Source organism: Pseudomonas sp. DE0010 (genome assembly GCF_007680745.1).
GTDB lineage: Bacteria > Pseudomonadota > Gammaproteobacteria > Pseudomonadales > Pseudomonadaceae > Aquipseudomonas > Aquipseudomonas parafulva_B.
In genome coordinates this window covers 39,800-52,806 of record NZ_VEJQ01000003.1, presented here as the reverse complement: position 1 = coordinate 52,806, position 13,007 = coordinate 39,800, and the positions used below count along the sequence as shown (strand labels likewise).

Below are 13,007 nucleotides of genomic sequence, written 5' to 3'. Positions count from 1 at the left end.
CAGTTCGTCATCTCGTGGGTAACGGCAAGAGGGTGACTGTCGGGTCAAAATAAATGGAATCTTTTGTTACGCCACTGGCTCCATTAGGCTGAGTTTGATGGAGGAGAGTCCAATGGCAGGACAACAACTGTATGTAATCGAGTACGAGCTACACGGAGAATTCAGGACTTTCATCATTCGACTGGAACGCATGGACAACGCCGAGGCCTGGCACTGGGCTAGCTGCGATGCAGGTGTCGGCATCATTCCGCGGTTCGGTCAGCACAAGATCAAGAAAGTCAGCAGGCCCATGGCCGAGCGCTATGGGTTGACCAACGTGCGGTGGCGAGTCTCGGGCAAAGGCCCTGAGTTCGTCGCGCCTGCGGTGGACATGAAGAAATTTGCGGTTGCCACCGACAAGTCCTGAATTCGATGATCCGCACGCCGGTGGCATATGCCCCGGCGTGTCCCAGCGTCTGTACTCAACCGTGCAGGGCTACGGGTACAAGAATGTCGACAGTCGCACGACGCTGTTGGCGCCGGCTCTCACGTGGCCTGTAACCTGGCCAGGTGCGTCATTGCGCACGGTGAGGTGAACAGTGGCCATTCCTGCTTCGTCGGTCGCCACTTCAATGAGCATCGCCTTCCCTTGGGTTTGTGTGCGCAGCGGGTGCGGTTGCACGGTTTCGATGCTGGTTTCCTGAAGCATGCTCCCGCCGAGTTGAACCCAAACCGGTTTGCTCGGCGCTCCCTTCACGCTGATCGATAGCTCGACAGGGCTTGCGCTGCGACCCAGTCGTTTGTAGTGCACCTGCACCTTGCCATCAGCACTGGTCGCCCTGGCATCGATCAACCAGGGGCTGGCCGGCACCATGGCGACCGCCAAGCCCAGTGGCAGTAAAAGTGCAAGCCATTTGAAGCGTCCGGCGCGCCCAAAGCGGTGGTGAGCATAGGCGCCTTCGGATGCTGGGTAATGCTTGGAAGTCATCGGGTACTCGTTCATCGAGGTGTGATCAGGCCCGTTCGCCGCGTAGCCAACGTTTGTGATAATGCGCAAGTTGCGACAGTCCATAGGCCGCCCCCTGGCGCATCACCTCGTCACGCTCGCCAAAAAAACGTTGTGTGGCAGTGAAAACGGCAAGCGGCTCCCCGGCGAACGCCCAGGCAAAACACAGCGTACCGGGCGGGATTTTGCCTTGCGCGGCAGGCCCAGCGACCCCTGTAGTGGCAATGGCGACGGTCGCGTCGCTGTCTTTCAATGCGCCCAATGCCATTTCCCACGCAACCGCCTCGCTGGTCAGGCCATAGCGCTCGATGGTCATGGGGCTAACGCCCAGCAAGCGTTGTTTGGCAGTGGGGGAGTAAACGACATAGCCGCTTTCTAGCACTTCGGCTGTACCTGGCAGGGCGGCCAATGCCGCTACCATGGCGCCTGCAGTGCAGGATTCGGCAGTGGTCAAAACAAGGTCATGTTTTTTCAAGTACTCGAAGACGGACTCAATCGTGTCGATGGCCATACCTGTAACTCGCGCAGCATTTTGCAGTGGACGCGAGCGCAAGGCTGTTGGTTCATTGCAAGTGCGTCCGCCCGTCCATCGTGCAGCAATCGAGCTGAACTTAGCGGGGCTCCCAGGCTTCCTTTTTAAAGAAGGTTGAAAAACCGATAAAAAGGGAGAGCGGTTATGAACGAGCCTGTGACGTACTTCTGGATCGCCGTGGCGGTCCTGATCCTACTGGTGGACCTGTGGGCCATCGTCAGTGTGTTTCGTAGCGACAAGACCGATGCCACAAAAGCAGCCTGGGCGCTATTGCTCTTGGCGCTGCCCGTGGCGGGTCTGGCCATCTGGGGTATTTGGGGGCCGCGTGGCATCAAGCGCGGCACCGGACCTTCTTCCCCTGAACATAGTAAAGGCTGAGGTGTCTTCATGAGCACATCAAATGAGCAGGACGCCAAGCGCGTTGAGCAAGCGCGCACTACGGGCGAAAAAGAGCGAGACAACGACGCTCAGCGCCCAGACGGGTCTACGGGCACCGAGCAGGACACTACGGCGCAGAAGACCGCCAGGGATGTACCGGCGCACAAGCCGTAAACCAATGCTCAGCTAGCTTCGCTACACCACGCGATGTCCACGGTAGCCGAGCACCGTTGACGAGCGCTTGGGCAAGCGCCCTGCCCGTGGATAATTTCTAGGAGCCGTACTGTGCCACGTATCATCACTCCAGCCACCCCAGAGCATGAAATCCAGGAGCATAACGCCCGCATGTTCGGCTCGCCCAAGGAACGGCTGGACTTCTACCGACAGGAAATTCAGTACGAGACGAGCATCCTCGCCAACCGTACGGATGCTTACCTGGCCGCCCAGTCCTTCCTGGTGATTGCTTATGCATCAGCCATGGGCAATACCAATCAGAGCTGGGGCGAAATGTTCACGCTCGTGGTACCGCCCTTTCTGGCGCTGCTTGGCGTGCTCAGTTCATTGAACGCCTGGCCTGGTATTCACGCCGCCTACAAGATCATCGAGCATTGGCAACTCAAGCAAAGTCATCTTCTGCGAAGCGAACCCATGATGGGGCTGGCTTATGACGAATCGCCCTTGTTCAGCGAGACGGAAACCTCCCAGGCCGGCCATCGCAAGTCCCTGCTTTTCTCGCTGCGTACGCCCTGGATTTTCCTCGTATGCTGGGTCTTGCTGGGGTCGTACGCGGTATTTATTCAGTTGGCGTAAAGACCAGGCCTTTCAACTCTTGGGCCTGAGGCTCATCATAGGCGTCTTTTGCGCAAATTAACGTGCCTGTAGCCGATGCTTGTTTTCAGGAAGTTCGAGGTCGATCGATGAATCAATGTACCGCTGGTGTCGCTACCAGTGGCCAGGATGATGCCGCGCTAACCGCAGAACGGTTGCAGCTTGCGCTGGACGCGGGCGCGATCATCGGCACATGGGTGTGGGATATACCCAACGACAGGGTGACGGCCGATGAGCGTTTTTCCCATTCGTTCGGCTTGCCACTGGCCAGTTGCCTGACCGGAATGCCTTTGGCTGACGCGTTCGCCTCCATTTACCCCGATGACCGTCAACGCGTTGCTCAAGCCATCCAGGCGGCCATGGCCCTGGGCGGCCCGTTTCGCTGTGAATACCGGGTCCGCCAGGATGACGGCTGCTACCGCTGGGTTGAGGCCAATGGTCGGGTCGAGCTCGATGAGCAGGGCGTGGCGGTGCGCTTTCCTGGCGTGCTGATGAACATCGAGTCACGTCGCAAGGCCCAGGCCGAACGCGACCGCATGTCCACGTTGCTGCGCACCTTCACCGCCGCGGTCCCCGGCGTGGTGTATGCCAAGGACCTGGAGGGGCGCATGCTGGTGGCCAACCACGGCGCCACGCAGCTGATCGGCAAGCCGCCGGAGTTCTACCTGGGCAAGACCGACCTTGAGTTCCTTGAAGATAAGGAGCAGGCCAGGCAGGTGATGGAAACCGATCAGCGTGTGATGGCCGGCGGGACGGCCGTCCAGGTCGAAGAGCGGGTGGACATGCCAGACGGCTCGGCCACGTATTGGCTATCGGTCAAGGCGCCGCTGCTCAGTGACGAAGGGCAGGTGATTGGCTTGGTTGGCTCTTCGATCGACGTCACCGCCCGCCGACAGGTAGAAGAGCAACTCCTTGAGCTCAACCGGACACTTGAGGCGCGTATCGCCCAGGCGGTAGCTGAACGAGAGGAGGCTGAAGCCGCCTTGCGCCAGGCACAGAAAATGGAAGCGGTAGGGCAGTTGACTGGGGGCATTGCCCATGACTTCAACAACTTGTTGGCGGGCATCTCGGGCAGTCTAGACCTGATCAGGTCTCGCCTGGCGCAGGGCCGCCTTGAGGATGTGGAGCGGTATATGACCGTGGCCTACGGGGCTACCCGCAAGGCCGCCGCGTTGACGCACCGACTTTTGGCGTTTGCAAGGCGCCAAACCCTGGTGCCCGTGCAGACCGATGTCCACGCGCTGATCGATGGCATGGCTGAGCTTGTGCGTCGCACGGTAGGCCCCTGCGTGAAGCTGGAGGTCCAGTTGTCCGCTTCGTTGCACACCTGCCTGGTCGATCCCGCCCAGCTCGAAAATGCCTTGCTGAACCTGTGCATCAATGCGCGTGATGCCATGGACGGGAACGGCCGGATTTGCATTCAAACGGCGGACCAGCACATCGACGGTGATGCAGACCCGGAGATCGCGTCGGGCGATTACCTGAGCATCTGCGTCACCGATGATGGCATTGGTATGGATGTCGAGACGCTCTCCAGGGCATTCGAGCCGTTCTTCACCACCAAGCCGCTGGGTGCAGGGACCGGCCTGGGCCTCTCGATGGTGTACGGTTTCGCCCGCCAGACCGGCGGGCATGTGCATATCGATTCGGTACCGGGACAAGGAACTCGGGTATTTATGCAACTACCCAGTCACGGTGGGCCTGCCCGGGTGGTCAGCGACAGCGTTGCCCCTGTGGTGAGTCATCGGGCGCGGCCGGGTGAAACGGTATTGGTGGTGGACGATGAAGCGTCAGTTCGCCTGTATGTCAGTGAAACGCTCAGTGGTATGGGCTACGTCGTCATCGAAGCAGCCGACAGCCTGGCAGGCTTGCAATTGCTGCGCTCGGACACTCGAATCGACCTGTTGATCACCGATGTGGGACTGCCTGGCGGGCTGGACGGCAGGAAGATGGTGGACGTTGCCAGGGGAACACGGCCGCGGCTACCGGTGTTGTTCATCACGGGATACGCACCGCCCGCGCCTGGGCAGCAGAGCTGGCCTGCTCACGGCGGCATGGTGCTGAGCAAGCCGTTCGATCAACAGACGCTGGTCAAGGCCCTGATCACCCTGATGCACCCTTGAGGTCTGGCCTGGCCCGCTGGGCAGCGGGCCAGGCCCTGACAAGGCTCGGTGCCGCTTAGATCGCTACCTCAGACGCCAATGTACCCGCTGCCGCCCCAGGTACCAGAATCACCTTGCGGCAATCATCCTTTTTCTGATCGAACATCTTGTAGCCCATTGCCGCTTCCTCGAGCGCCAACCGGTGCGTCACGATCAGTTCAGGTTGCAGCCGGCCAGCCTCGATGTGCTCAAGCAGTTCTGGCAAGAACTTCTGCACATGGGTCTGGCCCATCTTGAACGTCAGGCCCTTGTCGAACGCGTCCCCGAAAAGGAAGCCGTGGATGAACCCTGCATACACCCCAGGGACGCTGACCACCCCGCCGCGCCGCACGGCAGCAATGCATTGACGCAACGCCTTGCCACTGCTGCCTTCGATCTTGAGGGCTGTCATGACGGTTTCGGTGGTGCTGCCCTTGGCCTCGAAGCCCACTGCATCAATGACGGCATCAACGCCGCGCATGCCTGGGGTCAGCCGAATGATGCTGTCGGCAGGGTCATCGTCCTGCTCGAAATTGATTGGCACGACCCCATAGGCGTCACGGGCAAACGTCAGGCGGTAGTCGTTGTCATCGACCAGGAAAATGGTGTGGGCGCCCAGCATGCGGGCGCAGGCCGCGCTCAACAGGCCGACGGGGCCTGCACCGTAGATGGCTACCGTCGAGCCCTGGCCCACTTGCGCGTTGGTCACCGCCTGCCAGGCGGTGGGCAGAATATCCGACAAGAACAGCACCTTGTCGTCGGACAGCGAAGTCGGCACCTTGAAGGGGCCTACATTGGCCTTGGGTACCCGTACATAGTCCGCCTGGCCACCCGGGATGCCACCATACAAATGGCTGTAGCCGAACAACGCTGCACCGGGTGGAATGACTTTCTTGTTGATGATGGCGCCGCGGCCGGTGTTGGTGGTTTCGCAGGCGGCAAACAAGTCGTGCTGGCAGAAGAAGCAGCCGCCGCAGGCGATCACGAACGGAATCACCACCCGGTCGCCAACTTGCACATTGGTCACCGCGCGGCCGACGTCCTCGACGACCCCCATGAACTCGTGGCCAAAAATGTCGCCGTGTTCGGTTTGTGGGATTTTGCCGTGATACAGATGCAGGTCAGACCCGCAGATAGCGGTAGCCGTGACTCTCAGAATGATGTCGTCAGCGTCTTGCAGGATGGGGTCCGGAACCGTGTCGACCCTTACATCCTGTGCGCCGTGGTACGTCAATGCTCTCATGGTTCAACTCCTGCGAAGGCGGGTGTGCTATGCAGGTGAAACCACAAGGTAAACAAAAGTTCAGGTCGAAAGCTCGACCGGTGTATGCCGGACCTTCCTTGTTCAGGCTGCCAGTAACGGCAGGCGTATCGTGAAGGTGGTACCGAGCGCGGCGTCCGAATCGACGGTGATATCGCCACCATGGGCCAGGGTGATTTCGCTGACGATAAACAACCCCAAGCCGACAGAGCGCACCGAGTCGGCACGGTCCGTGCCCCGGGTCATGGGCGCAAACAGGGACGCGAGCAAGGTGTCGGGAATGCAAGGGCCATGGTTGTGCACGCTGACCACGGCGCCATGCTCGTGAAGATCCGTGGTAACGGTGACGGGGTGAGCGAGGTCACCATAGGCCACGCTGTTGGCCACCAGATTGCCAATCATCTGCTGCACGCGATCTGGGTCCAGCGCAAGTTGCCCTTTACCTTTGCAAAGGTGACGAATGCGCGCCTGGGCGAAGGCGACTCTCAATTCGTTGACGCTCTGATCGACCGTTGAACACAGGTCTATCGGTTGGCGGCGGATGGTGATGCCTTGGCCAATTCTGACCGAGGCAAAGTCGAGCAGGTCAGCGATCATGCGCCGGGCGCGTTCCGAGGAATGCCTGATACTGCCCAGCAGGCGTCTTTCCTTGTCCCTGTGCTCGCCGCGTTCGAGCAACTGCGTAGCCATCTTGATCGCGGTTAGCGGGTTTTTCAGGTCATGGCTGGCGATGGCGACCATCTGCTCGGCAAAGGCTGCACGTCGTTGGGCGCTCTGGTAGGCGTCGGCCAGTTCAGCCTTGGCCTGCTGCAATGCAGCTTCGGCCTCAGTGGTCTGCGCCAGCAATTGCTCGGCTCGGCGCCGGGCGGTAAGCAATTCACGCTCGTAGCGATCACGCTCGATGGTGCCGAACAGCGCCAGTTCGTGGAACACGCCGTGGGCATATTGACGGCGCACGCCATTGAGCAACATGGTGATGACGTGACCGGTGCGGTGCCGAACCTCCAGCTTCACCTCGGCCACCGAACCCTGCATTTTCATCAGCGGCGCCCAATGGGTCTGATGGAAGATGCGTCCGCCCATGGTCAACAGCTCCTGAAACCTGCACTGCGTCAGGTCCTGGGGTGCGTAGCCCAACCATTTGCAGAAGGTCTGGTTGGCCTTCACGATCATTCCTGTCTCAGTGGTGACCACCAGGCCGCAGGGTGCCCCTTCGAACAACGATTCGACAGCCGGTATCTCACCCGCGCCAGTCATGGTCCCGGTGCCCAGGGTTGCAGGAAAGCATCCATGGCCTGGGAACAGGCTGTAGGGGCGCTCATGTGGGGGCAATGGCCGATGTTGTCGATCATGCACAGCGTGCTGTTGGGTAGCACTGCATTGAGGTACTGGCCCACGGAAACCGGGGCGATAAGATCGTCGATGGACTGAAGAATCAACACAGGTGTACGCAAGCCTTGCACATCCATCCGGTTGTCAGACAGGAACGTGACACGTGCGAACTGACGCGCAATGTCTGGGTCGGTGCGGCAGAAGCTGTTGGTCAGCTCCTCGCTCAGCATCGGCTGGCCCGGGGCGCCCATGATCACTGGCGCCATGGTGCTCGACCAGCCCAGGTAATTGCTGTCCAGGGTTTCAAGCAGTTCGTGGATATCCTGATGCTTGAAACCGCCAATGTAATTACCATCGTCGATATAGCACGGGGAAGGACCCACCATCACATGGGCCGCAATGCGACCCGGTTGCTGCCTGTCCGCCAGTGCGCCAATCATGGCGCTGACCGAGTGGCCGACCAGAATCACGGTGCCTTGGCCATATTCGGTGATTATCTCGTTCAAATCCGTCGCATAACCTGCCAAGGAGTCATAGCGAACGCGATCATAGGCAGTCAGGTCCGACTGCCCGGCGCCGACCAGATCGTAGGTCACGGTGCGAAAGCGCGCTTGAAAATGCGGTAAAAGGTACTTCCACATCGATTGATCGCAGCCAAAACCGTGGGAAAAGATCAACGTGACAGGGCCTGCGCCCGCAATGCGCACGTTGTTACGCTTAGATAAGGTCATGGCTTTCCAAGAGGCTCTGCAGCATCCGTGGCAGGGTGGGTAGGGCATGCTTGGCCATCGTCGGCAGTTGACGCTACCGCTTAACAGCAAGCGTAGGCTCAAGATGACGAATCGACATTGGCCATTGAACAATAGTTTCGTAAGCAGCCCCTGTTGGTGGAGCAATTTGCCGCTTGGCGTTGTCAAGAAGTGACCAGTTGCATCATTGCCCAACCAGGAGAGTCACGTGACGGACAAGAAGGCCCGCGTCAGCAATCAGGCGACCGGAGACATATCCAACCTGCCGCACGACATGTTTTTTGCTGCCGTGCAAACGACGCGCATGCCCATGATCGTGACCGATCCCAGCCGCGACGACAATCCTATCATCTTTGCCAACCGCGCGTTTCTGGAAATGACCGGCTATGACGCCGGCGATATCATGGGGCGAAATTGCCGCTTCCTGCAGGGCCCGGAAACCGAGCGAACAGTGGTGGACGCCATCCGTGAGGCGATCGAGAAGCGCGTGGACATCGCCACCGAAGTGCTCAATTACCGCAAGGACGGCTCCAGTTTCTGGAATGCGCTGTTCATCTCGCCGATTTTCAACGAGCGTGGCGACCTGATCTACTTCTTCGCCTCGCAGCTGGACGTCAGCCGTCGTCGCGATGCCGAGGATGCACTGCGTCAGGCGCAGAAGATGGAAGCCCTGGGTCAGCTGACAGGCGGCATCGCCCACGACTTCAACAACCTGCTGCAAGTGATGGGCGGCTACATGGGCCTGGTGGCCAGCGAGACCGACAAGGCGCAGCCTGACCTGAGCCGCATTCGCCGAAGCGTCGGGCACGCGCAAACGGCGGTCGATCGTGCCAGCACCCTTACCAAGCAGTTGCTGGCCTTTGCCCGCAAGCAGAAATTGCACGGTCGGGTGCTTAACCTCAATCATCTGCTCGATGACGTTGTCCCTATCATCGAGCGCACCTTCGGTGCCGAGGTGACGATCGAATACGACTTGGAAGAGCACTTGCGAAACTGTCGCATCGACCCGACCCAGGCCGAGGTGGCGCTGTTGAACATCTTCATGAACGCCCGAGACGCCTTGATCGGCCGCAAGCGGCCTTATGTATTCATCGAAACGCGAAACGTGCATGTAAGCGATATTAATCTGTCCTTCGATGGCCTGTTGCCGGGCAGTTACGTGAGCATCTCCATTACCGACAACGGCATCGGCATGCCTGCCAGCATTCGAGATCGTGTCATGGATCCTTTCTTCACCACCAAGGAGGAGGGCAAGGGTTCAGGGCTTGGGCTGTCCATGGTATACGGGTTCGCGCGTCAGTCAGGTGGTGCGGCCCGGATCTACACCGAAGAGGGCGAAGGCACCACGCTGCGCTTGTATTTCCCGGTGGACGAAGCCAGCCCGATTCAGGAAAAGCCCGTGAAGCTGGTTGAACGCAGTTCCGGCACCGAGAGGATTCTCATCGTCGAAGACCGCCCTGATGTCGCCGAGCTGGCCAAAATGGTGCTGGAAAACTATGGCTACGACGCCGACATGGTGCTCAACGCACGCGAAGCGCTAAAACTCATCGAAGCAGGTGAGCGCTATGACTTGTTGTTCACCGACCTGATCATGCCCGGGGGCATGAATGGTGTGATGCTGGCGCGCGAGGTGCGTCGCCTGCAGCCGCAGATCAAGGTGCTGCTCACCACCGGCTACGCGGAAAACTCGATTGAACGCACCGACATCGGCGGCTCTGAATTCGATGTGATTTCCAAGCCCTGCCAGCCCCATGATCTGGCACGCCGTGTGCGGCAGGTACTCGATGGTCATACGGGTATTGTGTGAGGTCGGCTCGCTCGAGCCCCGATCAAAGTGAACCATTGGTTGCTCCCTGGGCTCGATTGAAAAAGCGAGCACAGGGAGACTGGCATGACGGCATTCATTGAGCAGCCTACCACTGACCTGATGCACTTGGAGGCGATCAACCGTTGGTTCTCGACCTTTGATGATCACGCGTTACGCGACGCATGCCCCAGTGCCTACCGCGAGGAATTGCTGCGCCAGGCAGACGAGATGAAACGTCTCGAACTGATCGCTTGGCAGCAGTGGCGGGATCTTCGACAACTGGTTGACAGGTCATTGCAGCGGGCAGCGGAGGTCATCCGCTGAAAAGGCTCGATAGCGCTAGAGGGATACTCACTTCACAAGGCCGGCGGCATGCGGCCGACCCGACCTTACTGAACCAGAGTCAAGCCGCAGGCTGCGTCCGCAGCGACGCTGAACGCGCAAGCTGATCACTGATCACGCCAATGAAATGATCCAGCGTCCAGGGCTTGGGCAAGAACACGGCGCCAGAGGGGAGGGCATGACTTGACGGGTCGTGATAACCACTCATGACCACGATGCGAGTGTCAGGCTGCGATTGGCCCACTTGATAGGCCAGCTCCAGGCCGTTCACCGCGCCAGGGGTGCGAACATCGGTCAAAAGCATCGAAAAAGCCGAGCGCGAAGTAATTTCCAGGCCTTCTTGTGCTGTTTCCACGCTGGTTACCGCTGCGCCCAGATCCTCAAGGGCAATGGCGATCAGCTCACGGATGATAGGTTCGTCCTCAACCAGCAGAACGGTCGGACAGCTGGGGAATTCGCACGTTTTCATGGCAATACTCTGGCTCTGCGCACGCTGAATAAAGGGAACATCCGATGTAGGCTTGCAGCCAGAGGTGCAAGCGATAGCTGTGCGCTACCGTTATGACCTCGGGCTGTAGCAAAAAATTCCGTCTCTGAGCAGTTGCCTTTTCACCAGCGCAGAAATCAGGGGTCAGGCGCCGGGTTCCTGGGCTAACCGTTTCAGCAATGCCTTGGCAGTTGCCTCTGACGATGCCGGGTTCTGCCCTGTGATCAAATGCCCATCCTCGACCACATGGCTTGCCCAGTCATCGGCCTTGGCGTAGTTCGCCCCGTGGTCACGTAGCATATCTTCCACCAGAAACGGAACGACGTCGGTCAGGCCTACAGCTTTCTCCTCACTGTTGGTAAAGCCAGTGACCTTTTTGCCCTTGACGACAGGGTGACCGTCAGGCGCTTTGACGTTCTTCAGAACACCTGGGGCGTGGCATACCGCTGCGATGGGCTTGTTGGAGGCATAAAAGGCTTGCAACAGAACGATCGAGTCCTGATTCTCGGCCAGATCCCACAGGGGGCCGTGGCCGCCTGGATAGAACACGGCGTCGAAATCATAAGGGTCGATTTCGCCAAGGGGTACGGTATCGGCCAGGGCAGCCTGGCCCTCGGTGTCTTTGGCGAAGCGTCGGGTCGCCTCGGTCTGGGCATCGTCTTCGTCACTTTTCGGGTCCAGCGGCGGCTGTCCGCCCTTTGGCGAGGCAAGCGTGACGTCGGCTCCGGCATCCACGAATGCGTAATAAGGTGCCGCGAACTCTTCCAGCCAGAAGCCGGTTTTCTTGCCGGTGTCACCCAGTTGATCGTGGGACGTCAACACCATCAGGATCTTCTTCATGCAGGTCTGTCCTCCAGCTCGGGATGTGCAGGGCTGCTGCCCTGATAAAGGGTGGGAGTGCGGCAAACGGTCAGCGTTCCATGGAGGTGAGCGTCAGGCTTGCCGACGCTACGGTTCAACGGGGCGTAGGACATGGCCTGGCGTAGTGAAGAGCTCGGTGCCATGCGGCGGTCACAAAGCTGTAACACAGCTGATGCAAAGTGTGCCGGCCATCACACGGAGCGCTTTCAATGATACGCCTGATGAAGTCTGCTGCACTCGCCGTCGCGGTCTCCCTTTGCGCCACATCGGCTTCGATCGCCGCAGAAAACATTCGCCTGACCGGTTCCGGGGCCAGCTTCCCCGCACCCATCTACCTGACCTGGTTCAAGGACTTCAGCAAGAAATCCGAGGGTGTGACCGTCGACTACCAGTCCAAGGGCAGCGGCGCCGGGGTGCAGGATTTTCTGAACAGGACCGTTGACTTTGCCGCCAGCGACTCGGCCATGAGCGAGGCCGACATGGCCAAGGTGGGCGAGGGCGTACAGCTGCTGCCCATGACTGCCGGCGAGATCGTGCTGGCCTACAACCTGCCAGGCAACCCAAAAGGGCTCAAGCTGCCGCGCGAGGTGTACTCCAACATCTTCCTTGGCAACATCACGCGCTGGAACGACCCGCAAATCGCAGCCGCCAACCCCGAACTCAAGCTGCCCGACACCCCCATCACCGTCGTGGTGCGTGCCGACTCCAGCGGCACGACAGCGGTGTTCACCAAGCACCTGTCGGCCATCAATGCCGACTTCAAGCAAAAGCTGGGTGAGGGCAATACCGTCAACTGGCCGGCTACTGACAAGTTCATCAAGTCACCGAAAAACGATGGCGTGACCGCCACCGTACGCCAGACCCCAGGCGCCATCGGCTACATCGAGTACGGTTTTGCCAAGCTGGCCAAGGTGGACTTCGCCCAATTGCAGAACAAGGCTGGGCAGTACGTGGTGCCCAATGCCGAAAGCGGCGCCGAGGCCCTGGCCGCCGTGAACATGCCGGAAAACCTGGTGGCCTGGCTGCCTGATCCGGACGGCGCCAAGTCCTACCCCATCACCTCCTACACCTGGATGATCTTCCGCAAGGACAATGGCAACCCCGCCAAGGCCAAGGCCATGCGCGACATGGTCGAGTACAGCCTCACCGAAGGGCAGAAGATCGCCGACTCGATGGGCTACATCCCGCTGCCGCCCTCGGTGGTCGAGCAAGTGCGCAAAGCCTCCGCCAACATCAAGTGATACCGACGCCCCTGGCGTGCGCCTGACACGCCGGGGGTGTCAGCACCCTGTCCCGGAACCTGC

General features: G+C 59.8%; 15 protein-coding genes. 8 read left to right on the top strand and 7 right to left on the bottom strand.

Features of this window, described 5'->3' with window-relative positions; genetic code table 11:
• The first annotated feature begins 112 nt into the window (after window positions 1-112).
• Window positions 113-406, top strand: coding sequence for a DUF6555 family protein (locus tag FS767_RS03140; RefSeq protein WP_144964160.1), 294 nt, complete (start codon window positions 113-115; stop codon window positions 404-406).
• Between the two features lie 69 nt (window positions 407-475).
• Here the strand turns inward: FS767_RS03140 and FS767_RS03135 are convergent, their stop codons facing one another.
• Window positions 476-967, bottom strand: coding sequence for a hypothetical protein (locus FS767_RS03135; protein WP_144964159.1), 492 nt, complete (start codon window positions 965-967; stop codon window positions 476-478).
• A gap of 25 nt (window positions 968-992) precedes the next feature.
• Window positions 993-1,496 (bottom strand): CinA family protein, encoded by a 504-nt coding sequence (locus FS767_RS03130; protein ID WP_144964158.1) that lies wholly within the window; start codon window positions 1,494-1,496, stop codon window positions 993-995.
• A gap of 165 nt (window positions 1,497-1,661) precedes the next feature.
• Here FS767_RS03130 and FS767_RS03125 point away from each other — a divergent pair, with 165 nt between their 5' ends.
• The 4 genes from FS767_RS03125 to FS767_RS03115 all read left to right on the top strand — a co-directional run bounded on the left by FS767_RS03125 (window position 1,662) and on the right by FS767_RS03115 (window position 4,846).
• Window positions 1,662-1,895, top strand: a complete 234-nt coding sequence (locus FS767_RS03125; RefSeq protein ID WP_028687006.1) for a PLDc N-terminal domain-containing protein — start codon at window positions 1,662-1,664, stop codon at window positions 1,893-1,895.
• Window positions 1,896-1,904: 9 nt separating this feature from the next.
• Window positions 1,905-2,069, top strand: coding sequence for a hypothetical protein (locus tag FS767_RS22790; RefSeq protein WP_167340246.1), 165 nt, complete (start codon window positions 1,905-1,907; stop codon window positions 2,067-2,069).
• A 111-nt stretch (window positions 2,070-2,180) separates the two neighbouring features.
• Entirely contained in the window at window positions 2,181-2,705 is a 525-nt protein-coding gene (locus FS767_RS03120; protein WP_144964157.1) for a hypothetical protein, read from the top strand.
• Between the two features lie 107 nt (window positions 2,706-2,812).
• Window positions 2,813-4,846, top strand: a complete 2,034-nt coding sequence (locus FS767_RS03115) for a PAS domain-containing sensor histidine kinase (RefSeq protein WP_144964156.1) — start codon at window positions 2,813-2,815, stop codon at window positions 4,844-4,846.
• 55 nt (window positions 4,847-4,901) lie between these two features.
• Here the strand turns inward: FS767_RS03115 and FS767_RS03110 are convergent, their stop codons facing one another.
• From FS767_RS03110 to FS767_RS03100, 3 genes are all read right to left on the bottom strand, one after another.
• Entirely contained in the window at window positions 4,902-6,107 is a 1,206-nt protein-coding gene (locus FS767_RS03110; RefSeq protein ID WP_144964155.1) for a zinc-dependent alcohol dehydrogenase, read from the bottom strand.
• A 102-nt stretch (window positions 6,108-6,209) separates the two neighbouring features.
• Entirely contained in the window at window positions 6,210-7,382 is a 1,173-nt protein-coding gene (locus FS767_RS03105; protein WP_144964154.1) for a PAS domain-containing sensor histidine kinase, read from the bottom strand.
• The gene (locus FS767_RS03100) at window positions 7,379-8,188 is read right to left on the bottom strand and encodes an alpha/beta fold hydrolase (RefSeq protein ID WP_144964153.1); all 810 of its coding nucleotides are present in this window, start codon (window positions 8,186-8,188) and stop codon (window positions 7,379-7,381) included. Before FS767_RS03100 ends, FS767_RS03105 begins: the two co-directional genes overlap by 4 nt.
• 226 nt (window positions 8,189-8,414) lie before the next feature.
• Between FS767_RS03100 and FS767_RS03095 the strand changes: the two genes are divergently transcribed.
• A complete protein-coding gene (locus FS767_RS03095; protein WP_144964152.1) occupies window positions 8,415-10,013 on the top strand; it encodes a histidine kinase famiy protein in 1,599 nt (532 codons plus the stop codon).
• An 84-nt stretch (window positions 10,014-10,097) separates the two neighbouring features.
• The gene (locus tag FS767_RS03090) at window positions 10,098-10,337 is read left to right on the top strand and encodes a hypothetical protein (RefSeq protein WP_144964151.1); all 240 of its coding nucleotides are present in this window, start codon (window positions 10,098-10,100) and stop codon (window positions 10,335-10,337) included.
• Window positions 10,338-10,416: 79 nt separating this feature from the next.
• On the opposite strand, the gene FS767_RS03085 is transcribed toward FS767_RS03090, so the two are convergent.
• Together FS767_RS03085 and FS767_RS03080 are read right to left on the bottom strand one after the other, a co-directional pair.
• Window positions 10,417-10,824 carry a response regulator gene (locus FS767_RS03085; protein ID WP_144964150.1) on the bottom strand — a complete coding sequence of 136 codons (408 nt, stop codon included), beginning with the start codon at window positions 10,822-10,824 and terminating at the stop codon, window positions 10,417-10,419.
• A gap of 162 nt (window positions 10,825-10,986) precedes the next feature.
• Window positions 10,987-11,682: a type 1 glutamine amidotransferase domain-containing protein gene (locus FS767_RS03080; RefSeq protein ID WP_144964149.1), complete on the bottom strand. Its 696-nt coding sequence runs from the start codon at window positions 11,680-11,682 to the stop codon at window positions 10,987-10,989.
• Between the two features lie 230 nt (window positions 11,683-11,912).
• Here FS767_RS03080 and pstS point away from each other — a divergent pair, with 230 nt between their 5' ends.
• Window positions 11,913-12,944: a phosphate ABC transporter substrate-binding protein PstS gene (gene pstS / locus FS767_RS03075; protein ID WP_144964148.1), complete on the top strand. Its 1,032-nt coding sequence runs from the start codon at window positions 11,913-11,915 to the stop codon at window positions 12,942-12,944.
• Window positions 12,945-13,007 lie beyond the last annotated feature (63 nt).